At 36.8% G+C, this 23546-nt stretch carries 16 protein-coding genes; 14 read left to right on the top strand and 2 right to left on the bottom strand.

Annotated elements, in window-relative coordinates:
* Positions 1-183: 183 nt before the first annotated feature.
* From tagD to tagH, 6 genes are all read left to right on the top strand, one after another.
* Positions 184-573: a glycerol-3-phosphate cytidylyltransferase gene (tagD, locus tag MHI44_RS08690; RefSeq protein WP_029318766.1), complete on the top strand. Its 390-nt coding sequence runs from the start codon at positions 184-186 to the stop codon at positions 571-573.
* A gap of 93 nt (positions 574-666) precedes the next feature.
* A complete protein-coding gene (locus tag MHI44_RS08685; protein ID WP_015251091.1) occupies positions 667-1851 on the top strand; it encodes a CDP-glycerol glycerophosphotransferase family protein in 1185 nt (394 codons plus the stop codon).
* A gap of 23 nt (positions 1852-1874) precedes the next feature.
* The gene (locus tag MHI44_RS08680; protein WP_256683023.1) at positions 1875-3215 is read left to right on the top strand and encodes a glycosyltransferase family 2 protein; all 1341 of its coding nucleotides are present in this window, start codon (positions 1875-1877) and stop codon (positions 3213-3215) included.
* Between the two features lie 125 nt (positions 3216-3340).
* Complete coding sequence (gene ggaB / locus MHI44_RS08675; RefSeq protein ID WP_339203329.1) at positions 3341-6043, top strand: poly(glucosyl N-acetylgalactosamine 1-phosphate) glucosyltransferase; 2703 nt, start codon at positions 3341-3343, stop codon at positions 6041-6043.
* 173 nt (positions 6044-6216) lie between these two features.
* A complete protein-coding gene (gene tagG / locus MHI44_RS08670; protein ID WP_014665585.1) occupies positions 6217-7044 on the top strand; it encodes a teichoic acids export ABC transporter permease subunit TagG in 828 nt (275 codons plus the stop codon).
* 19 nt (positions 7045-7063) lie between these two features.
* Positions 7064-8647, top strand: a complete 1584-nt coding sequence (gene tagH / locus MHI44_RS08665; protein ID WP_339203327.1) for a teichoic acids export ABC transporter ATP-binding subunit TagH — start codon at positions 7064-7066, stop codon at positions 8645-8647.
* Between the two features lie 38 nt (positions 8648-8685).
* Here the strand turns inward: tagH and galU are convergent, their stop codons facing one another.
* The gene (gene galU, locus MHI44_RS08660; RefSeq protein ID WP_003227944.1) at positions 8686-9564 is read right to left on the bottom strand and encodes a UTP--glucose-1-phosphate uridylyltransferase GalU; all 879 of its coding nucleotides are present in this window, start codon (positions 9562-9564) and stop codon (positions 8686-8688) included.
* 340 nt (positions 9565-9904) lie between these two features.
* Here galU and MHI44_RS08655 point away from each other — a divergent pair, with 340 nt between their 5' ends.
* The 4 genes from MHI44_RS08655 to wecB all read left to right on the top strand — a co-directional run bounded on the left by MHI44_RS08655 (position 9905) and on the right by wecB (position 15978).
* Positions 9905-11272, top strand: a complete 1368-nt coding sequence (locus tag MHI44_RS08655; RefSeq protein WP_213419945.1) for an alpha-glucosyltransferase N-terminal domain-containing protein — start codon at positions 9905-9907, stop codon at positions 11270-11272.
* A gap of 34 nt (positions 11273-11306) precedes the next feature.
* Positions 11307-12827 (top strand): glycosyltransferase, encoded by a 1521-nt coding sequence (locus tag MHI44_RS08650; protein ID WP_029318774.1) that lies wholly within the window; start codon positions 11307-11309, stop codon positions 12825-12827.
* A gap of 75 nt (positions 12828-12902) precedes the next feature.
* Entirely contained in the window at positions 12903-14813 is a 1911-nt protein-coding gene (locus tag MHI44_RS08645; protein ID WP_339203324.1) for a glycosyltransferase, read from the top strand.
* 22 nt (positions 14814-14835) lie between these two features.
* The gene (gene wecB / locus MHI44_RS08640; protein WP_038427953.1) at positions 14836-15978 is read left to right on the top strand and encodes a UDP-N-acetylglucosamine 2-epimerase (non-hydrolyzing); all 1143 of its coding nucleotides are present in this window, start codon (positions 14836-14838) and stop codon (positions 15976-15978) included.
* Between the two features lie 39 nt (positions 15979-16017).
* Here the strand turns inward: wecB and lytR are convergent, their stop codons facing one another.
* Entirely contained in the window at positions 16018-16938 is a 921-nt protein-coding gene (gene lytR, locus MHI44_RS08635) for a transcription antiterminator LytR (protein ID WP_015251104.1), read from the bottom strand.
* Between the two features lie 212 nt (positions 16939-17150).
* Here lytR and MHI44_RS08630 point away from each other — a divergent pair, with 212 nt between their 5' ends.
* The 4 genes from MHI44_RS08630 to tarQ all read left to right on the top strand — a co-directional run bounded on the left by MHI44_RS08630 (position 17151) and on the right by tarQ (position 23354).
* Positions 17151-17474, top strand: coding sequence for a hypothetical protein (locus tag MHI44_RS08630; protein WP_038427952.1), 324 nt, complete (start codon positions 17151-17153; stop codon positions 17472-17474).
* 27 nt (positions 17475-17501) lie between these two features.
* The gene (locus MHI44_RS08625) at positions 17502-19655 is read left to right on the top strand and encodes a SpoIID/LytB domain-containing protein (protein WP_160221847.1); all 2154 of its coding nucleotides are present in this window, start codon (positions 17502-17504) and stop codon (positions 19653-19655) included.
* Positions 19656-19742: 87 nt separating this feature from the next.
* Positions 19743-21230 (top strand): N-acetylmuramoyl-L-alanine amidase, encoded by a 1488-nt coding sequence (locus MHI44_RS08620; protein ID WP_217017169.1) that lies wholly within the window; start codon positions 19743-19745, stop codon positions 21228-21230.
* 219 nt (positions 21231-21449) lie between these two features.
* Positions 21450-23354, top strand: a complete 1905-nt coding sequence (gene tarQ / locus MHI44_RS08615) for a (poly)ribitol-phosphate teichoic acid beta-D-glucosyltransferase TarQ (RefSeq protein ID WP_024573117.1) — start codon at positions 21450-21452, stop codon at positions 23352-23354.
* Positions 23355-23546 lie beyond the last annotated feature (192 nt).

Here is a 23546-nt window from a genome sequence, read left to right as displayed (position 1 = left end):
GATACCAAAAAATGCTGGTGATTGACATTTTTAAAGAGCCTTAACTTTTATAGGAACTTATGCTATTATTGTTCAATATTAATGGTACGTAAAAAATGTGTCGAAATTATAAACAATCTGTTAAGGTTTGTGGTTTTTTTCTGGTACTCTCAGTTGAAAACGGTTGGAAGGTGATGTTATCTGATGAAGAAAGTGATAACGTACGGAACATTTGATTTATTTCATTATGGACACATGAAGCTGCTGCAAAGAGCAAAAAATCTGGGTGATTACTTAATCGTGGGATTATCTACAGATGAATTTAATCTTCAAAAACAAAAAAAATCGCATCATTCCTATGAACATCGAAAATTCATTTTAGAAACAATTGATTTTGTGGATGAAGTGATTCCCGAAAAAAACTGGGAACAAAAAATCTCAGATATTCAAAAGTACGATATAGATACATTTGTGATCGGCGATGATTGGAAAGGGAAATTTGACTTCTTAAAGGAATATTGTGAGGTCATTTACCTTCCGAGAACAGAAGGCATTTCAACTACCCAAATCAAAAAAGACATGGCTAGTTTATAGAAGCACTAACTTAAAGAGGCTTGAAGTAATTCAGTTGCTTCTTTTTTTCTTGTTTGCGCAAATATAAATTTTTTACTCTTTAAGGAGTTCATTATGAAATCTTTTATTTTACAAAAATGCAGAAGTTTATTAGTCAGGGCCTATTCAGTTCTTTTTAAGATTTTTGCTCTTCTGCCAAGAAACAATAAATTAATTTTATTTGAAAGCTACTCAGGAAAACAGTTTAGCTGCAATCCCCGAGCAATCTATGAATATTTACAGGAAAATAAAGATCAATATGATTATAAAATGATATGGAGCATTGATAAACGATATTTGTCGGCATTAGACGGCGTAGATGCAGCATATATAAAAAGGTTTTCTTTTAAGTGGATTTGGTACATGGCTACAGCGAAATATTGGATTACAAACAGCCGGCTCCCATTATGGATTCCAAAACCAAAAAACACATTGTATGTACAGACGTGGCACGGCACTCCGCTAAAAAAACTTGCTAATGATATGGATGAAGTGCATATGCCCGGAACCACAACCGAAAAATATAAACAGAATTTTCTGCAGGAAGCAAGCAAATGGGATTATTTGATTTCTCCTAATGCTTATTCGACTGAAATTTTTAAACGGGCATTTCAATTTAAAAAACAAATTTTAGAAACAGGTTATCCGCGAAATGACATTCTATATTCACCAAATAAAGAATCATTAATAAATAGGGTAAAACAAGAGTTAGAAATTAGCGAAGATAAAAAAATAATTTTATATGCACCAACTTGGAGAGACAATGAGTTTAAGAAAGTTGGTCAGTATAAATTTAAACTTCAATTTGATTTAGAGGAAATGAAGAGGAAGCTTGGGGACTCTGTGGTTATTCTTTTAAGAATGCATTATCTAGTTTCAGAACAATTTAATTTAGGGAAATATAAAGATTTTGTGAAAGATGTTTCCTTATATAAAGATATTCGAGATTTATATTTAATTAGTGATTTATTGATTACGGATTATTCTTCTGTCTTTTTTGATTATATGAATTTAAAAAAACCCATCGTATTTTTTGTGTATGATCTCCCGGCTTATCGAGACTCTATCAGAGGTTTTTATTTTAATTTTCAGCAAAAAACGCCAGGAAACTTGGTTCAAACAAGTGAAGAACTTATAGATACGGTAATAGAGTTGTTACATAATCCTTATATAGATCATAACTATGAGGATTTTTATAATGAATTTTGTAATTTAGAAGATGGCAAGGCTTCTAAAAGAGTAATTGAAACGATCCTTTAACTTCTAAATAAAGAGGTACAAACATGTTTTCTATAATTATGCCAATATATAATTCTGAGAATTATTTAAGGTACTCAATAGAGAGTGTCATTAACCAGTCAATAGGATTTAAGGAAAATATAGAACTGATATTAATAGATGATGGCAGTGTTGATAGCAGTCCTCAAATTTGTGAGTCCTTTAAAAATCTATATCCTAATAATATTAAAATCATGAAAATTGAAAACTCTGGACCCTCTGCTGCAAGAAATTGTGGATTATCAAATGTAAGCGAAAAATCTAAATTTATTGGTTTTCTTGATTCTGACGATGCATTGTCTCATAATGCACTGCAAAGTGTTTATGATTTTTTTTGTGATTCCGAAGATGTAAATATCGCGGTATTACCTGTTTATTACACAGGTGAAAAAGAAGGCGAACATAAATTAAATAATAGATTTGAAAAAGGAACAAGAGTTATAAATATTCTCAACGATTATAAAGCTATTCACTTTTATATTGGCGGCACTTTTTACAGAAGACATACACTAAATCGTACCGTCCAGTTTGATGAATCTATAAAGTTTTGGGAAGACGCTATCTTTTTTAATCAGTTATTACTGAAAGAAAAAAGATACGGAGCAGTTGCAGAAGGAAAGTATTTTTATAGAAAACGGAAAGAACAGAACTCGTTAGTTGATCGTTCGTGGTTTAACAAAAAAAGGTACACATATTTGTTGAATGAATGTTACATGACTTTGTTGATGGATTCAATAGAAAAATATGATATAGTTTTGCCTTATCTGCAATTTTTAATTGTATATCATATGAAATTGTTTTTATATCCGAACTATAGAGATGTTTATAAGTCTGTTTTAGATCAACAAGAACAAAAAGTTTTTGTTGATAATTTTATAAAAGTTTTAAAATTTATTGATCCGCAATTTATAAAAGAACAAGATATGCCGATGTACTATAAAGAATTTATGTTTCACTTATTAAAAGAAAATACAGAAGCTCTTGAAAATATAAAAAAAGAAAGAGTACTGCTTAGTTCATGTACTGTTACTTCGACAAAAATAAAAGGGTTTAGGCTTGAATTAACAGGGCACTTTATTAACCAGTATTATGAGATGAAAGAAAATGACAGATTATATATAAAATATTTTAATAGATTAAAAGTATGTAAACGAAAAGAACTGAAAAAAACAATTGAAGTATGGGGATATAAATTAAGAGATTTTAGACATGCTGGTTTTGTTGTAGAAATACCGATTTGGGCCCTTGCATTTGACTTTGTCCTAAAAACACCAAATGATGCTTTAGAACTTAACCATGTAAACGTATTTAAAAGTTTTCTTACAAAGACTTTAAAAAACAGGTAAGGAATCCTTTTTATACATTTTACTAAATTAATTATGTGTTTTCAAAAATTTAGCACTCTAATTGTTTTTACTTTTATTTACCCGGATTCTTATTCATATAAACATTTTGTTAGGAGTAATCTTTTATGAACGAAAAGAGTTTTAACTATGATTTCAGTGTTATAATGCCGATTTATAATGTCGAGTTATATCTAACTGATGCAATAGAAAGCGTTATTAACCAGACTTTAGGATTCGAGAATATTCAGTTAATACTTGTGAATGATGAAAGCCCTGATAAAAGTGAAATGATTTGTAAAGAATATGCTCAAAAATATCCAAAAAATATTGTATATGTAAAGAAACAGAATGGCGGAGTGAGCAGTGCCCGAAATTATGGTTTAAAGTATGCTGAAGGCAGATATATTCAATTTTTGGATCCGGATGATTTAGTTTCAGAAGAAACATTCGAAAATGTTTTAAACTTCTTTAACCAACATAAAAATGAAATTGATATTGTAGCAATCCCAATATTTTTTGAGGAAGGAAGAACTGGAGAACATAATCTAAATAATAAGTTTTCTGCAACGAGAATATTGGATGTGGAAAAAGAACCACATCATATATTAACTCATTGCTGTTCTACATTTATAAAAAATGATGCCTTGAAAAATATCAGGTTTGATGAAAATTGTAAAATAGGTGAAGATGCTAAGCTAGTTAATTTAATTATATCGCAAAAGAAAAAGTATGGTCTTGTTAAGGAGGCAAAATATCATTATAGAGTTAGAGAAGATGGATCGTCTGCCATGCAGACTGCTAAAGCAAATAAGAATTGGTTTAACCATTCACTTATCACTTTCTCCAAGAATTTAATCGATATCACCAAAAATAATGAACAAAAAATACCTTTGTTTCTTCAATACATGGTTATGCATGATTTGAAGTGGAAATTATTGATTAAGGATATTAGTGAAACACCTTTAGACGAAAATGAATACCGCGAATTTTTAACATTGATACGAGAAGTATTATCGTATATTGACGACGATGTCATTATTAATACAAAAAGTGTCAGCCATTTCTATCTATATCATGCTTTAAAAATAAAACACGGTGAAAATTATAGTAAGTATGTATATGAAAAAGAAACTGAACAAGATTATTATTTATTCAGAGAAGATAAAATTGTTTCGAAGTTATCGAATCAAACTCTAACTATTGAGATTTTAGAAGAAAATGAGGATTCTATTCATATTGAAGGATTTTGGAGCTCTCTTTTTAATTCTAAAGGCTTTAATTTTTATGCTAAAATTGGAGAAATTAAAATAAAAGCTAAGAAAATAAAAAGAAGTCATAACGATTATATAAGTTTAGGAGAGGTAATAAAAAAATATCCTGGTTTTTCTATAGATATACCGAAAAGCTATCTTGCTGGAAATCACCATATTGAATTTTTTATAGCAAAAGGTAAAAAAAGAAAAATGGCAAAGCTTCGGTTCTTTAAGTATTCAGGTTTGTCAAATGACCTATTTAATGCTTATGCAGCTAAAAAGGATTATATCTTTTATTATAATTATAAAAAATTAATGTTCGAAAAAAACAATGTTAAAAATAGATTTATAAAAGAGTTTCGTTTCTTGAAATCCCTTCATAAATCAGGGGGGAAATCAAAAAAAAGAAAATCAGCGATTAAGAAGGCACTTGTGGCAAGAATAGCACACCATGTTTTCACTATTTTTAATAGAAAACCAGTATGGTTATTCATAGACAGACAAGACAAAGCTGATGATAATGCCGAGCACCTCTTTAAATATGCAATCAACCAGAATGATGGGGCAAAAAAATACTTTATAATAAAAAAAGATAGCAAGGATTACGACAGGATTAAAAAATATGGAAAGGTTATACCATACAGATCTTTTAGACATAAAATTTTAACCTTATCCTCTTCCAAAGTAATATCGACACATGCAGATATATGGGTTGTAAATCCATTTTTTAATATGGAGATTTATTTTAGAGATTTATTTAATTTTGAGTTTGTCTTTTTGCAGCATGGAATAACAATGGCAGATCATTCTGAATGGTTAAATAAATACAGTAAGAATATCAAATTATTAGTCACTTCTGCCAAACCTGAATATCGGTCTATTGTGAAAGGGAATTACAACTATAAAAAAGAGAATATTTTGTTGGGTGGATTTCCGAGATACGATAATCTTAAGAAGAGTGAAGGAGAAAAGCAGCTTCTAATAATGCCGACTTGGAGAAAAGATATTGTATTACCGAAAGATCAGGCAAAAGGAGTAAGACCGTACAACCCGAAATTTAAAGATAGTGAATACTTTTCTAGGTATAATGCTTTGATTAATGATGAACGGCTAATCGAATTTGCTAAGAAAAATAATTATAAAATAACTTTTTTTCCGCACCCAGATATTCAGCAACAGATTGTAGACTTTGAAAAGCATGAGTATGTGGAGTTTGCCGACTATAACAGCAGCTATCAAATGCTATTTAATTCTTCTAATATAATGATTACTGATTTTTCATCTGTAGCGTTTGATTTTGCATATGAGAAAAAACCTGTTATCTATTATCAATACGAAAAATCATACCATTTTAAACTTGATTATTATGATTATAAAAAAATGGGGTTTGGTGATGTAATAGAAGATCATAATAGCTTAGTTGATAAAGTTATCTATTATATGAAAAACAATAGTCATATGGAAGATAAGTATAGAAAAAGAGTAGATAACTTTTTTGCATATACTGATAAAAATAATAGGAATCGTATTTATAATGCTATTTTGGAATTAGATAATAATAAAGTTGCTAAATGAGGTTGGTTTGTTTTATATTGACACTTCAAAATGTTAGGAGAAGTTCTGAGGGACTTCTCTTTACTTTTTAAAAGTGAAAAAAACCTCAACATCTGTTACAATATTCACCGGTGCTTTCAAATTTCTTTAACCGAAAGATCCAAAAAATCATTTAAGTCTAAGGAAGATAAACAATGAATGCATTAGTAAGAATCGTAAAAGAGCAAGTGACATCGTTTCCTTTAATTTTGCGCTTAGCTTCGTATGAGACAAAGTCTCAGTATCAGATGAATTATCTTGGCGTATTATGGCAGTTTCTCAATCCTCTCATTCAAATGCTGGCGTATTGGTTTGTATTTGGTATGGGGATTCGTAACAGCAAGCCAGTCATAACAGGTATTGGAGAAGTTCCTTTTATTGTTTGGATGTTGGCTGGTTTGATCCCGTGGTTTTTTATTAGCCCGACGATTTTGGATGGATCAAACAGTGTATTTAAACGGATCAATATGGTTGCGAAAATGAATTTTCCGATTAGTTCACTGCCTTCTGTAGTGATTGCTTCAAATTTATTTAGTTATTTTGTAATGATGGGTGTTTATGTCATTGTCCTTTTAGCAAGCGGTGTTTACCCTAGCTTGCATTGGATACAATATATTTACTATTTAATCTGCATGATTGTGTTTATGTTTTCATTTAGCTTGTTTAACTCTACAATCAGTGTGCTTGTCAGAGATTATCAATTTCTGCTGCAGGCCGTAACCAGATTATTGTTCTTTTTACTTCCGATTTTTTGGAATATCTCAGAGCAGCTCGGGAAAAATCACCCGAATCTTCTGCCTGTGCTTAAGCTGAATCCGATTTTTTATCTGATAGAAGGATTTAGGAACAGCTTCTTAGACGGAAAATGGTTTTTCCAAGACATGAAGTACACGCTGTATTTCTGGCTGTTCACATTCCTTTTATTGTTAGTGGGTTCTATTCTGCATATGAAATTCAGAGACAAGTTTGTTGACTTTCTTTAATACGTAAGGAGATTGTACGATGAAACTAAAAGTTTCGTTTCGAAATGTTTCAAAGCAATATCATTTGTATAAAAAACAATCGGACAAGATAAAAGGATTGTTTTTTCCGGCTAAGGATAATGGTTTTTTTGCTGTGCGGAATGTCTCCTTTGACGTGTATGAGGGAGAGACAATCGGCTTTGTAGGGATAAATGGATCAGGGAAATCAACCATGTCTAACCTGCTGGCTAAAATTATTCCACCGACCAGCGGTGAAATTGAAATGAACGGCCAGCCGTCGCTGATTGCGATTGCTGCCGGTTTAAATAACCAATTAACGGGCCGGGACAATGTCCGGCTCAAGTGTTTGATGATGGGGTTAACCAATAAAGAAATTGATGATATGTATGACAGCATCGTTGAATTTGCTGAGATTGGCGATTTTATTAATCAGCCGGTTAAAAACTATTCCAGCGGGATGAAATCGCGTCTCGGTTTTGCGATTTCCGTGCATATTGACCCTGACATTTTAATTATTGACGAAGCGCTTTCTGTAGGGGACCAAACGTTTTATCAGAAGTGTGTAGACAGAATAAATGATTTTAAAAAGCAAGGGAAAACGATTTTCTTTGTCAGCCACTCGATCGGCCAGATTGAAAAGATGTGTGACCGCGTCGCTTGGATGCACTATGGTGAGCTTCGTATGTTTGATGAAACAAAAACGGTTGTCAAAGAGTATAAAGCGTTTATTGACTGGTTTAATAAGCTGTCTAAAAAAGAAAAAGAGACATATAAAAAAGAGCAGACGGAAGAGAGGAAGAAAGAAGATCCTGAAGCGTTTGCCCGTTTCCGCCAAAAGAAGAAAAAGCCGAAATCATTGGCTAATGCGGTTCAAATTGCTATTTTGTCTATTCTGACTGTATTCATGGCAGGAACGATGTTCTTTAATGCCCCGCTTCGTACAATTGCTTCGTTTGGCGCTATCCCGCAAAATGAAGTGGAGAATCATCATGGCAATGCAAAGGGCAAGTCAGAGGAACGCTTAACCGCAGTCAATAAGCAAGGGTTTATAGCAAATGAAAAAGCGGCTGCTTATAAGGATCAGGGTTTGAAACAGAAGGCTGACGTTACACTGCCATTCGGTACAAAAGTGACGGTAGCTGCAAAAGGCAAACAAGCAGCGAAAATAAAGTTTGACGGGCACTCTTATTATGTGAAACAGAGCGCTGTTGCAGCTAACATGAAACATGCTGAATTGCATGCCGCTGCATTTACGTCTTATGTCTCGCAAAACGCAGCATCTTCCTATGAATACTTTCTGAAATTCCTGGGAGACAGCAGAACCAGCATTCAATCCAAATTGAATGGATATACTGAAGGGGATACGGCTGACGGCAGAAAAACATTAGATTTTGATTATGAAAAAATCAGCTATGTGCTGGAGAATGATAAAGCAACAGAGCTTATTTTTCATAACATTTCTCCTATCACCCCGGCGTCACTATCCTTAAGTGATAGCGATGTATTGTATGACAGCAGCAAGAAGCGTTTTCTTGTGAATACAGCTGATCAGGTTTTTGCAGTTGATAATGAAGAGCATACACTGACTTTGATGTTGAAATAAAAAAAGGCTATTGGATGAATGTCCAATAGCCTTTTTGTTTAGATTTCTTCTTTGTTTAGTAAACCTTCCATAAATGGAACGAGCTGATCGCGAAGCTCTTTATCCTGCATCGCAAATTCTAGAGTTGTTGTGATAAAGCCGAGCTTTTCACCAACATCATAACGCTTGCCTTCAAAATCGTAAGCAAACACTCTTTGAATTTCATTCAGCTTTTGAATGGCGTCTGTGAGCTGAATTTCTCCGCCGGCGCCAACCTGCTGCTCCTCTAAATACATGAAGATCTCAGGAGTGAATACGTAACGGCCTAAGATGGCAAGATTAGAAGGTGCTGTGCCTTTAGGCGGTTTTTCAACGAAGTTTTTCACCTGATAACGGCGGCCTTCACTTGTCAGCGGGTCAATAATGCCGTAGCGGTGTGTTTCTTCTTCAGGCACCTGCTGAACACCGATAATAGAAGAAAGTGTTTTTTCATATTCATCCATTAATTGGCGCAACCCTGGTGTTTCAGCCTGAACAATATCGTCTCCAAGCAGTACCGCAAACGGCTCATCGCCGATAAAGTTGCGCGCGCACCAGACAGCATGTCCGAGACCTTTAGGTTCTTTTTGGCGGATATAGTGAATGTCAGCCAGATTAGAAGCCTTTTTCACTTTTTCAAGCAGCTCAGTTTTTCCTTTTTCTTCTAGGTTTCTTTCAAGCTCAGGAGAGTAATCAAAATGATCCTCAATCGCACGCTTGCTTTTTCCTGTTACGATAATAATATCTTCAATACCGGCTTCAACAGCTTCTTCAATTATGTATTGAATGGTAGGTTTATCAACGATAGGAAGCATTTCTTTCGGCATTGCTTTCGTAGCCGGCAAGAATCTCGTTCCGAGACCTGCGGCAGGGATTATGGCTTTACGTACTTTTTTCAATTTCAAAGCACCTTCCTTAAGAACAGATTTAGGGTCACTCTTTTGAATGCAGAGTATTTAAAATGTTTGAGTTTCTTTTCTCATCAATACCCTATTTTCATTCTGTTAAACACATTTAATCATATAAGAAAAACCAATATTAAACAAGAGTCAATTCAGTGACTTTGGGGTCGAGGAAATACAAAAAAATATCATTAATTGATAGATAAAACAGTTTCACCTGATCCGGTATTTCAAGAAATATAACAGCTTCTTCATCTCTAGAGCCTGCTCAGCAAAAGTGATATAATGTAGTTCTGAAAATGTGACTGTACGAATTTATTCGAAAGGTAATAAATAGATGATGACGATTAAGGTTTCTACTCCAAAATTAGCATTTGTTTGTCAAGAGCTGAATGCTGCACAAAAGTTTAGTATCAATACGATCGATTGGAATTATCCAATGGAAATTGTCACTTTACATCATGAGCCCAATGGGCCTTCTTCTTTTAAAGATACTGCTGTTATTAATATGTACAGCTACTTTAAAGGTTCTGAACCTCAGAAAGATAAAATCAAGCATCCGATTGAACAAGAAGGTTTAACATATATTCAAGAACCAAATAAGCCAATTTATCGTTATTACAATAATGGACGTTATATCAAATATCAAAGGTTTACAGCATCAGGAGAACTTGCTGTCATTGATTACTTTAATGAAAGCAGGCAAAGATTTAAAAGGGAAGAATATGATTTGTCTGGATATGTACACAGCTTAATGTACATGGATCTGGACACTAACAAACCGAAGCAGCATCTTTATTTAAGGGCAGATGGCACTTGTTATATGACAAAATGGTATAAGAATGATGGAACAACTGAAAAAATTGTCATTTTTGACGAAAAAGAGAATATAGTCAGTGTATTGTATTCAGAAAATGAACTTGCCCGTTATTTTCTGAGCCGCTTGATAAAGGAAGCGGATTATTTATTTATGACTTCTGAAGTTGAGTTATATACTACATTAAAATCTCTTTCAGTTGAATATTCTTCCATGTATCTAGGTTTTATAGAGACGAATGAGATGTTGGAAAACCCTGAAAAGGAAATAGGCCACCTTGATGCTTTTGTGGTTCCTTCCTTGAAGAGATATCATGACATAATTAAAAATACGGGGCCTCGCACAAATATTTATTACGTTTCTGAAGAGCCGTTTACCCGCAAGCGTTTTGTGGACAAACTAATAGATCAGGTGCCATTTAATAATCAATTGAAGGATATGAATGTTGAGCTGTTAATGGCAGAATGGCAATCAAAATCCGATTTATATCTGTCAGCCAAGGTTGAATTTAAAGGCTGCATTCCTCCCCATTCTGTTGGCCGCCATAAAATGTATTGGAAGTTAAAAAATAAAAAGAGCGGCACTGAAAGCACGTTTAACGCAAAAGTAAACAGCGAGGAAGAACTAATATTTACCGTAAGCGGTACACTTCGTGTTCACTCTGTGTTAGATCAGTTGTCCACCATTGAATTGTATCTCTGTTCCGAGTGGGATAATAGCTTCTTTGCATCAGGTGTGCGAATAACCGATTCAAAGGAAATTCCATTATCAAAACAAAGTATTTCAGGCTGGCAAGTTACTTTAGAAAAAGAAAATAATTATTTGCGTGTTCAGACTGCCGAGGGATTTCGGAGAAAATTAATGAAACGGCTGTTTGTGAAAAAATAGCAGACAAGGTTTTACCAGAAGAAGGAGCTTGAAGATGAGAAGGATCTTTTCACTAATATATGAAATAGACATTGAAAAAGGCGGCATTACAAGCTCTATGATGTCAAGATCTTTTACATTTGCGGAGCGCGGCCATAAAATCGATTTGGTTACACTTGATTATAAGGACAATTATGATCAGATTGAGCAAGTGCTGAAGAGCGCTGGAAGGCTGCATGCTGATGTAAATATCCTCAATATTTATGATGACTATAAAAATCAGCATAAGCATATAAAAATTGGGGAAGTGCAGCAAAGTTACTATGATCAAAATCGTAATCGCTTTGAAGAACCATATGCTGCGTATCATAATGAGGAAAAATTAGAAACGGAATACTTCAAGAATGGCTTATATATTAAAAAGAAAAAATGGGATGAGTCGGATAATCTTTTATATGTAGATCATTTCAATGAAAATATGCAAATGACAAAGCGAGAATTCTTTCATGGCGGTTATGTAAATAAAACTGTGATATTCGATACAAGAAGCGGAAAAATCAATCAAATTCACTACACAGCACCCGACGGTTTCTGTTATTTAACAGAATGGTACCATTTTAAAACAGGAGCCAGTCAAGGAGTTATGCTGTTTGGCCGTGATGAAAAGGAAGCTGTATTTTTCAAAAACAAGCACCAGTTTCATACACATTGGCTTGAAACGTTATGTGAGAAAGAAAAGGACCCTATTATCATCTGTGATGGAGTCGGAAGTGCTTCAAAAGTAAATGAAATGCGTGCAGGATTGGCAAAACGATTTTACTGTGTTCACTCAAATCATTTAGATTATCCTTATACGTTAGGCAGCAAAGTTCGAACCAATCATCAATATGCGATGGAGCATATTAAGGATTATGACGGGCTGATCGTATTAACGAATGAACAAAAAGAAGATATCATGAAGGATTTTGAGTCGAACAATAATATTTTTGTTATTCCTCATGCACCAAGAAGGCTTGAAAAATTACAAACGTATGAAAAGAAGAAAAACGAATTTGTCATGGTGGCCAGATATCATGAGGAAAAAGGGATCGATAAGGTCATAAAAGCAATGGGAATCGTAAAAAAATCCCGGCCGGATATTGTCCTGAATATATATGGCAGCGGTCCCGGCCATGAGGAATACCAGCAATTGATCGATGATCTTAAGTTAGATAATGTACATTTAAAAGGATATGTCGCAAATCCCGCTCCATTTTATCAGCAGGCGCTTGCCACATTATTAACATCAAAATTTGAGGGGTTTAGTCTCGCGATTTGTGAATCGTTTTCGTGCGCAACCCCTGTTATCAGTTTTGATGTGAAATACAGCCCGAGGGAGCTCATAAAAGAACACGAAACGGGAATGCTTGTAGAACCTGATAATATTGACATGCTTGCTGAAAGTATCATTTATTTGTACGACAACCCTGAGAGAGCCATTCAATATGGAAAAAACGCAAAGAACTTAATGGATACTGAATATAGTGAAGCCCGATTATTTGAAAGATGGGAAGAAGTATTTGAAATAACGAAATAGTACGTTTTTGCACCATTTTTGTTCATTATATGAGCTTTTGCGAATGAAATAGAAGCGGATAAGGATAGAGGTGTCATGGTGAAAATCACTGCAGCAGTACCCACATACAACTCAGAACATTTTATCTCCCGCTGCCTGGATAGTCTGGTTCAACAAACCATGCCGAATAATGAGTACGAAATTATTTGTGTAGATGATTGTTCACAGGATGGCACGGTTTCAATATTAAAAAAGTACAGTGAACAGTATTCTAATATAACGGTTATAGAACGAGAAAAAAATTCGGGAGGGCCGGGGGAGCCGCGAAACCAAGCGATACGTGCTGCGAACGGTGAATACATTTTTTTTATTGATTCCGATGATTATGTAGGAATCGAAGCGTTCGAGAGAATGTATCAATTTGCAAAACAGCATGATTCAGATATTGTGCTTGGGAAAATGGTCGGTGTAAACGGCAGATCGGTCCCGCAAGCTATTTTTAAGGAAACGAAACCTGAGGCGGATCTTGTAAAATCTCCGCTTGTTTACTCAATAGGACCGACAAAACTTTTTAAAGTCTCACTGCTTAGAATGCATGACATATATTTCCCCTCTAATATACAGGCTACAGAGGATCAGGTATTTGTCATGCAGGCTTATTTAGAAGCGGACAAAATTTCTGTCTTGGCCGATTATGATTATTACTATGCTGTACAGCATGATGGCGAGCATATGACGTTTGCATACGTTGCGCCTCAAAGCTACTATGGCGCAATGAAGGTAATCATAGATATGATTCGTAATAGCCGTCTTTCACATAATCGCAAAATGAAGTTTATGGCGAAGTTTTTAAATCGTCATTTTGATTTTTCCAGAACAACGGACTTTACCGTAACAATCGAGGACGAACGGGAGCAGCAAACATGGATGACAGAGCTGCATCATTTTGTTGAACAAAATATACCACGGGAAATTGATAAGCTTGTTCATTCTCATACGCGGTTAAAATTACACTTTGTACGCCATAATGACCTAAAGGGCTTAAAGCAGTTTGAATCTGATAAAGAAAATATAGCCCAATATACGTCAGTTAAAAATGGTCATATCATAGCAAACTATCCCAGCCTTATCTCATATCATTTGGCAGAGAATGAACGGATTGTTGATGACAGAAACAAAATCAGTCATTACGTGAGCGAATTTCAAATGAAGGACAACACTTTCACATTAAGAGGGTCGGTTACCCACACGGCTTTACAACCAGAGCATCAAGCTATGCAAACTTTATACGGCATTTGGGTGCACCGTAATAGAAAAACTGAAAAAATCATTTCTCCAGTGTATTCCAAGGACGGAGAATTTGAATTTCTCACGAAGTTTACTGATTTGGCTATTCATGAAGAAGATATTGGTGTTTGGGATTTCTTTATTGAATCGGGGATAGACGGCTATAAAAAACGCGTCCGAATTGGCAGCAGCAGAGAACCGTATCCTTATTCAAAACATGCTAAATATATTGGGAATAACGGGGAATATGCTTTCAGCGCACGGCCGTACTTTACTAAAACCTATGATAATTTGTCGGTGGATATCAGAAAGCAGGAAGTTCTGAAAGTCGAATTCAGAGATAATGATTCGGACCAGCATTTAACGTTCATATTTCCTGGAAGCCAATTGTTTTTTCCGAAGCAATCTTTATTATTGCTCGAATGCAATAACCAAGAGTTTTTAATACCAATAAAAAATCAAATCAGTTCAGCTGATGGGACAGTGATACAGGTTGATCGGAATCTCGTTCAGCAAAAGTTTGCTCCGGCTTATTTACAAAACACCAATATTGTTTTATCCATTAATTCTTATAAAACCACATTGGTTCCGAAAAAGGATGTCAGTGTGTACTTTTGCAGTAAAAATATTGAAAAAAAGCTATGGTGCTTTAAAATAAAGAAGAAAGTAGATCTATTTATACAATCGGACCAATCGAAATTCTATCTAACAGCCCGTTAAACAAAGAAACCAGGTGACAAATATGAAAAAACTAAAAGTTATGACTGTTTTCGGGACCAGGCCTGAAGCGATCAAGATGGCACCGCTTGTGCTTGAATTGAAAAAATATCCTGAAATAGATTCCTATGTAACGGTAACTGCACAGCACAGACAGATGCTCGATCAGGTGTTAGATGCGTTTCACATCAAGCCTGACTTCGATTTGAACATTATGAAGGAGCGGCAGACACTGGCAGAGATTACGTCTAACGCACTTGTAAAATTGGATGAGTTGTTTAAAGATATCAAACCCGATATTGTGCTTGTCCATGGTGATACGACGACGACGTTTGCCGGAAGCCTAGCCGCTTTTTACCATCAAATTGCTGTCGGTCATGTGGAGGCGGGGCTCCGTACAGGGAATAAGTATTCCCCGTTTCCGGAAGAGCTCAATCGACAGATGACAGGGGCGATTGCTGATTTGCATTTTGCTCCGACAGGCCAGGCGAAAGACAATTTATTAAAAGAAAACAAAAAGGCCGACTCTATTTTTGTAACGGGCAATACAGCGATTGACGCACTCAACACAACGGTTAGGGATGGTTACTCACATCCTGTTCTCGATCAGGTGGGTGAGGATAAAATGATTCTCTTGACCGCTCACCGCCGGGAGAATTTGGGTGAGCCAATGGAAAATATGTTCAAGGCTATCCGCAGAATTGTAGGGGAATTTGAAGATGTACAAGTCGTTTACCCTGTGCACCTGAATCCTGTTGTCCGGGAAGCGGCTCATAAGCATTTTGGTGATTCTGGCAGAGTACATCTAATTGAACCTTTAGAGGTGATTGATTTCCATAACTTTGCAGCGAAATCGCATTTTATATTGACAGATTCGGGCGGCGTGCAGGAGGAAGCCCCATCTCTCGGGAAACCGGTGCTTGTTCTGCGTGATACGACGGAACGGCCTGAAGGAGTGGAAGCGGGAACGCTGAAACTTGCAGGGACGGATGAGGAAAACATTTATCAGCTGGCAAAACAGCTGTTAACTGATCCTGATGAGTACAAGAAAATGTCCCAGGCTTCTAATCCGTATGGAGATGGAGAGGCTTCCCGCCGGATTGTGGAAGAATTGCTGTTTCATTACGGGTACCGGAAAGAACAACCGGATTCATTTACAGGCAAATAAAAAAGAAGCTTTGCACATTGTGCGAAGCTTCTTTTTGTTTTACTTTTCGAGGCTTTCCTTCAGCTCTTTTGTAATATCGGAAAGGGCGCTTTCATCAGCTTGGTAGTAGTAAATTCCATTGATTTTCGTGCCTGTACCTTTTAGTTCGTGCTGTTTAATATGTTTCCGCGCACCTTTGTAATCGGACTGGATATCCCACATGTTATCGAAGGTCAAGTTCGTTTTCACATTATCTTCAACAACTTTAAACATATCTCCGAATTTCGTGATGGAAGAAATATTAGCGCCTTTATTAATAATACCTTGGATGACTTGGCGCTGGCGGTCCTGGCGTCCGAAGTCGCCTCTCGGATCTTCTTTTCTCATCCGGGTATAAGCGAGCGCTTCTTTTCCGTTCAGCGTGATTTCTCCTTTGCCGAACGAATAACCGTCATAACTGAACGCGAATGTGCTGTTAACTGTAATGCCGCCAAGTGTATCAACAACGTCTCTAAAGCTTTCCATGTTCACTTTCACAAAATAATCAACCGGAACATCGAGGAAGTTCTCAACAGTGTCTACCGTCATCTGCGTGCCGCCGAAAGCGTATGAATGGTTGATTTTATCCATTGTGCCTTTTCCGATAATTTTTGTATACGTGTCACGCGGAATGCTGACCATGTCGGTTGTATTCGTTTTTGGGTTAACGGTCATATAAATGAGCGTATCGGCACGGCCCTTATCGCCGTCGCGTTCATCCACACCCATGATTAAGACGGAAAAAGGATCTTTTTTATTGATACTGACCTCTTTATCCCTCTTTTTCGATTTATCAATGCTTTCATGAATACTTGCCACGGTTGATGCTGCTTTATGCCATAAGTAGTATGCATAGCCGCCAGTTCCGAGTACAAATACGGCCACAATGGCTAAAATGACAAGTAATGCCTTTCTTTTTTTCTTTCTTTTTTCAGCTCTCATAATAAAGTCCTCGCTTTTTTGTAATCTAGTACGATTATAAGTTTCTTAATATTTGAAAACAACTAAAATTTGTCTGATTCTTTACAATAGACGGCTCCTTGTAACAAATGTTTCGGTATTTTAAGAAAATCCGCAAAAATTTTTCGTTGTTTTGAAAGAAATCTTAAAATAAGCTTAAAATTGTCGATAAAAAGTGGAGAGGTGATATAGGAATGAAAAAAATTGCTATTTTAATGTTCTCAATGCTGCTTCTTTTGTCTGCGTGCGGCACAGCTCAGAACACATCAGGAGCAGAAACAAATTCAGACAGCCAGGATGCAGCTGCAGAAGAGACAGTAACGAAGGAAGGCACTTTTGCGGGTTTGGCGGACAGCCATACAATTGCAGTCACTATTGATGATAAAGAGACGTCGATTCAGGTTGGTTCAGACCTTCAGGACAAAATGAACAGCATTTCAGAAGGGCAAAAAGTTGTTGTCAAATATACAAAAGATTCAAATGGCGCTTTAATGCTTAAGGATCTTGAGACAAAGTAATAAAAAACTCTTAGGGGGTTCCATGTTTTGAAAAAAATGAAGCTCTTGCTTCTATCGTCAGTCACTGCGGCGGCTGTAGCATGTCCGGCGTTTATGCAGACTGCGAAAGCCGCTGATAAAACCATTTCGGTTAAGCTGAGTAATTATGTAGGCAGCAAATCAAGTTTGGATGTCGATATCACAGGCGGATATGAAATTCCCGGCTCAAGAATTGCGGATACGGAGCGATATGGAGGAGCAACCCGTTTTGATGTTGCCAATAATGTCGCCTCTGCCGGATGGACAAATCCAACGACTGTGGTCATTGTAAATCGGGATGCTTTTGCCGATGCGCTCTCAGCAACCCCGCTTGCCAAAAAGTACGATGCACCGATTTTATTAACAGACGCAGATTCGCTAACACCAAAAACAGAAAGCGAAATTGCAAAATTAAATCCTGACAATATTCTCATCATTGGCGGGACAATCAGTGTTTCTAAAAATGTAGAAAATACATTAAAAAAATATGGTTCTATCGATCGGATTGGCGGAGCAACCCGTTACGAGGTTTCTAAAAACATAGCCGATCGGATGGGGAATTACAGCCAGGCAGTAGTGGCCACAGGCATGGTCTTTACGGATGCCCTGTCAATCGCGCCATATGCTGCAATGAACGGTTATCCGATTTTACTTGCGGGAGACAATAACATCCGCAGTGATTACAAAATTCCAAGCAAGGTTACAATTGTCGGCGGTCCGTTGAGTGTCAGCACTGGTGTGGAAGCTGCATTAAAAAAGAAGGCAACTGTGAAACGGATTGGCGGCGTTTCACGATATGAGGTATCTGCCAATATCGTTAAAGAATTAAATATGAAAGCAACAAAGGTATTTATGTCAAACGGCCAAACATTCGCGGATGCATTAACGGGATCTGTGCTTGCAGCAAAGCAGGGAAGCCCTTTACTGCTGGTTGAATCAGGCAGCCTGCCGTCACCAGTCGCTGATGTAGTAGCGTCAAAAGGAACTCAGTCATTTGCGCTGCTTGGAGGAAGCATTTCCATCAGTGATACGCTAAAGAACAAACTGGCAGATACTTTTGCAGGAACTGGATATACAGTCAAGTTAACCGGCGGAAACCTAGTGCTTTATAAAAACAGTACTGCAATCAAGACGCTTGGAACGTCTTTTACAGCACAGCCTAAAAAATATGCAACTACAAATTCTATCAGTCTGAACGGAACGCCATATCTCGGAAACATGAAATTTACAATAGAGTCAGGCAAATATGTTCGGCCAATCAATGTGAATATCCCCTTTGAAGATTATTTAAAGGGTGTTGTTCCTCATGAAATGCCGGCCAGCTGGCAGAAAGAAGCGCTTAAAGCCCAAGCTGTCGCAGCGAGAACTTATTCCATCAGTTCGGCCGGAAAAGAAGTACAAGACACCACCGCTTTTCAGGTATATGGCGGATATGACTGGAATTCAAAAACTTCAGAAGTGGTCGAAGCTACAAAAGGAAAAGTTTTGAAATACAATGGGAATTTGATTTCAGCTACGTATTCCTCAAGCAACGGCGGCTACACAGAAGCGAGCGGTGAGGTGTGGAGCAGCCAGCTTCCTTATTTAATCGCCAAAAAAGATACGTACGACCCGCAAATTAGCTGGTCTCTGTCTTTAAATAAAACCCAGCTTGATAAGAGCAGTCTGAATCTGAAAAGCCCGGGTTCATGGTGGAGCTCTAAAAATGAAACAAACTTATCATATTTGAGCGGTTTGAAAAGCTGGTTTATTAAAAATAAATACAGCAATGCCGAGTCTATCAAAATCACGAAAATATCCAGTGTGAAATTCAGCACGGAGAAAACTGCCGGTCAGCGGCCGAAAACAGCAAGCGTCACATTCTCATATTTCGTGAAAGAAAAATCAAATGGCTATATCCTGTCAAATGGAAGCCTCAGTGAAAAAACAGCAACAATTACTGTACCTGCAACAGAGCTGAGAACGATGCTTGGCGCTTCCAATATGAAGAGTACATATGCTTCTGTCTCAAGCAATACAAACGCCTTTCTCATTAGCGGTAAAGGATACGGACACGGCATAGGCATGAGTCAGTACGGAGCCAATGCCAGAGCAGCTGCCGGACAATCTTATACAACAATTTTAAGTTTTTACTATCCGGGAACAACTCTATCAAGCTATTAAAAGATTGTTAGAGTCAAAGGAGGCGAGATGCCTCCTTTGTTCGTTATTTGATTTATGAATCATTATGAATCTTTGGAGGGACTATCTTTGCGGATCTTTCTTAAAAGCATACCTATGCTGATACTAGGAGTCGTGTTATTTGTACCAAATGCGTTTGCGGCAAACTCTGTTACAAGGCTGGATGGAGCAAGCAGATATGAGGTTGCTGTGAATGTTTCAAAACAAGGGTGGAGCAGTGCGAGCACGGTTGTTGTGGCAAACGGAACAGCGTATGCAGATGTATTAACTGCTGCTCCTTTGGCTTATAAATACAATGCCCCGATTTTATTGACGGAATCATCTAAACTGACTGCACCGACTAAAGACAGAATCAGCCAGCTTAAACCGAGCAAGGTCATCGTCATTGGCGGAACGATCAGTGTTTCTAACAACGTTGTAAGCGACATTAAAAAATTGGGTATTTCCAATGTGGAACGGATCGGCGGAAGAAGCCGCTATGAAGTTGCTCAAAATATTTCTAAAAAATTGTCTTCAAATTCAAAAGCAGTAATCGCAAATGGAACGGCATATGCTGACAGTCTGGCAATCGGTTCTTATGCTGCCCGTAACGGTATTCCAATTCTACTGACGACTGCAAGCTCTATTCCCGAACCAACGAAAAATGCGATGAACAGCAAAGGAACAACATCGACTATTGTGGTCGGGGGAGAAATCAGTGTCTCAAAAAGCGTTTACAGCCAGTTGCCATCACCAACAAGAATCGGCGGGAACAGCCGTTTTGAAGTGGCTGCCAACATAGCGAAAAAGTATTATTCTTCATCAAAAGCTGCATTTGTCAGCAATGGCTATCAATATGCAGATGCTTTAGCGGGTTCTGTGCTGGCGGCGAAGCAAAATCGCCCAATGCTATTTACTGACGCCGGTTCATTGCCGACTGCGACAAGAACAGTCATCGGATCAAATAGCAAGAATACCTTCACAGTTCTTGGGGGAACTATTTCAGTGAAAACAAATGTCGTGAACCAGCTTAAAAATGTAATTGTAGGCAAAAAGGTATTTGTGGATGCAGGACACGGTGGTTATGACAGCGGCGCGGTCGGTAATGGTTTAAAAGAGAAAGATGTTAACCTTGCTGTTGCTAAGCTTGTAAACAGCAAACTTTCCAATGGTGGAGCCATTCCGATTATGGCCAGATCTACAGATGTTTTCTTAGAGCTTTCAGAGCGGGTTGCAAAAGCAAAAAGCAATAATGCAAACCTGTTTGTGAGTATTCACGCCAATTCAGCGAGCCCAGCAGCAACCGGTACTGAAACCTACTATTATACAAAATATGAGTCAGAAAACAGCAAACGGCTTGCGACAGAAATACAAAACAGACTCTATAAAGCACTCAATACTCAAAACCGCGGCGTGAAAATCGGGAATTTCCATGTCATCAGAGAATCAACGATGCCGAGCAGCTTAGCGGAGCTGGCGTTCATTTCAAATGCGAACGACGCAAGTAAGTTAAAGAGTGCTTTGTATCAAGAAAAAGCAGCTCAAGCAATATATGAAGGAATCATTGGATATTATTAGGGGATTAAATTAGTAGACATCAATAGCGGCTTGCCGGCAGAACCCATCAGGAATTGCCGGCAAGCTTTTTTATACGATAAAATGAGAAAAATTTTAAACCACATATGCTATGTAAAAGTTTAACAAAATTTAAGGTTAGGCCTATTCTTATTGACAGATGTTTTTGATATAATTATCAGGCAAAAATATAACCGATCCATTAGGGTAGTGAGGTAATCGATGAAAATAAGCATTGTTATCCCTGTATATAATTCAGAAGATCTTATTTCCGAATGTCTTGATAGCTTAGTTAACCAAACGATGCCAAAAGAGGATTATGAGATTATATGTGTCGATGATAAATCTACGGATTCATCTTTAGACATTTTGAATCGATATAAAAAGAAATATGACAATATTGTTGTTGTTGAAAGAACCGTAAATTCAGGCGGTCCAGGTGCGCCGCGGAATGATGCAATAAAAATTGCCAAAGGTGAATACATCCTGTTTGTTGATTCCGATGACTATCTAGGCAATGAAGCATTGTTAAGATGGTACAATTTCTCAAAAGAGAATGATTCAGATATTACTTTAGGTAAGTTAAAAGGGATAAACGGCCGAGGTGTTCCCAAATCAATGTTTAAGGAAACAAACCCAGATGTTGATTTGGTTGATTCCAAAATTGTTTTCACATTGGGACCCCAAAAACTGTTTAAAGCCTCACTTTTAAAAGAAAATCAAATCATCTTCCCTACTCACATAAAAGCAGCGGAAGATCAAGTCTTCACAATGAACGCTTATTTAAAAGCAAAGAAGATTTCTGTTTCAGCTGACTATGATTATTACTATCTGGTCAAAAGAGACGGTGAGCATATGAGTGTCGCTTATGTTCCCCCAGAGAACTTTTATGGAGCAATGGAAGATATTATCTCTGCTATCAAGGCTAGTGATCTGGAAGAAGCAAGAAAAACGAAACTGATGGCAGTATTTTTAAACAGGCATTTCGATTTTTCGCGGACAAAAAATGTCACAATAAAAATGAAGACAGATGAAGAAAGAGCTGAATGGTTTAAATATTTGTCCTCATTTATTCATGCAGTACCTGAAGAGGCTGACCAATTTGTCCTTCCGCATATCAAATTGCGGCTGCTGTTTATTCGGAATAATGATTTGCAGGGGTTAACCCAGTATGAGCGTGAAGAACAAGACATTAAAAAGTTCTGTGTTGTAAATAACGGGGATTTAATTGCACGTTATCCGAGCTTAGAACGCTATCCAATTTCTGAAGAGTTATTAAAAGTAAATTATAAAAATAAGCTTGAACATTATCTGCAGAATATTGAATTTAGCGATCACAGCCTCAGCATTCAAGGAACCATTAAACACAAATTGTTGGATGATGAAACGAATCAAAATCAATCTCTGACAGGAGTATTTGTTCATCGCGATACAAAGGCGGAAAAATACATTGCGCCGGCTAAGTATGAAAATTCAACATTTACATTTGAGTGCAAGTTTGATGAACTGGCATCTGCAGAAGAAGATTTAGGCGTTTGGGATTTCTTTATTGAATCGTCAATAGATGGCTATAAATTAAGGGCGAGAATCGGAAACAAGCGTGCTGCGTATAAGTATTCAACAAACACGATGTATTTAGGGCATAATGCGTTGTTTGTCTTCAGTGCAAGACCATATTTCACAATGAACTACGATAATCTTTCGATTGATATAAAGAAACATGCCTATACAGAAGCAGAACTTTCATATGAAACTGAATCAAAAGATTTATCATTTATTTTTAAAGATAAGCAAATCTGTTTGCCAAATCATTCAAAAATGATTGTGAATACCGGACAGTCTGAAATCTCATTACCGGTAAAACGTATAGAGTTAGAGCCTAATTGCACAAAATTGACGGTAAACGTGCAGAGTTTGCTTGAACAGCTAGCTCATGTAAAGAAAGAGCGATTAATTGAATTTGCGATAAACACTTCTCAAAATAAAATCAGTGCAAAAGTGGATAACCAAGCAATTGTCCTGGACACAAGGAATGTGGAACGAAAATCCATGTTATTCTTTAGTAAAATGGTTGAGGTTCAATACAAGCTGTTAACCTCTAAATCAAAGTTTTATTTTCAATATTAAATGCTTCACAACGAAAAGAGACAAATCAGTAAAATGATTTGTCTCTTTTTTTAAACAATATGCTTAATTTTTAAAAAAAGTGTCTAAAACAATAAAAAGTTTACGGATAAATGTCAGAAAAAATAACAAATTCACACTTCTTAACATACCATTTACATCCAATTAACATCCGTCTGCTAAACTGACTGGCAT

Origin of the sequence: Bacillus sp. FSL K6-1366 (assembly GCF_037976695.1) — a bacterium.
Classification (GTDB): domain Bacteria; phylum Bacillota; class Bacilli; order Bacillales; family Bacillaceae; genus Bacillus; species Bacillus subtilis.
Note: the sequence above shows the minus strand (reverse complement) of the source record. Positions and strands in the feature narration are given on the sequence as shown.

Coding starts and splice junctions, on each gene's coding strand:
- tagD (WP_029318766.1), top strand. CDS start 184: ATGAAGAAAGTGATAACGTACGGAACATTTGATTTATTTCATTATGGA.
- tagG (WP_014665585.1), top strand. CDS start 6,217: ATGAATGCATTAGTAAGAATCGTAAAAGAGCAAGTGACATCGTTTCCT.
- MHI44_RS08680 (WP_256683023.1), top strand. CDS start 1,875: ATGTTTTCTATAATTATGCCAATATATAATTCTGAGAATTATTTAAGG.
- MHI44_RS08650 (WP_029318774.1), top strand. CDS start 11,307: ATGAGAAGGATCTTTTCACTAATATATGAAATAGACATTGAAAAAGGC.
- MHI44_RS08645 (WP_339203324.1), top strand. CDS start 12,903: ATGGTGAAAATCACTGCAGCAGTACCCACATACAACTCAGAACATTTT.
- tagH (WP_339203327.1), top strand. CDS start 7,064: ATGAAACTAAAAGTTTCGTTTCGAAATGTTTCAAAGCAATATCATTTG.
- ggaB (WP_339203329.1), top strand. CDS start 3,341: ATGAACGAAAAGAGTTTTAACTATGATTTCAGTGTTATAATGCCGATT.
- tarQ (WP_024573117.1), top strand. CDS start 21,450: ATGAAAATAAGCATTGTTATCCCTGTATATAATTCAGAAGATCTTATT.
- MHI44_RS08630 (WP_038427952.1), top strand. CDS start 17,151: ATGAAAAAAATTGCTATTTTAATGTTCTCAATGCTGCTTCTTTTGTCT.
- wecB (WP_038427953.1), top strand. CDS start 14,836: ATGAAAAAACTAAAAGTTATGACTGTTTTCGGGACCAGGCCTGAAGCG.
- MHI44_RS08655 (WP_213419945.1), top strand. CDS start 9,905: ATGATGACGATTAAGGTTTCTACTCCAAAATTAGCATTTGTTTGTCAA.
- MHI44_RS08685 (WP_015251091.1), top strand. CDS start 667: ATGAAATCTTTTATTTTACAAAAATGCAGAAGTTTATTAGTCAGGGCC.
- lytR (WP_015251104.1), bottom strand. CDS start 16,938: ATGAGAGCTGAAAAAAGAAAGAAAAAAAGAAAGGCATTACTTGTCATT.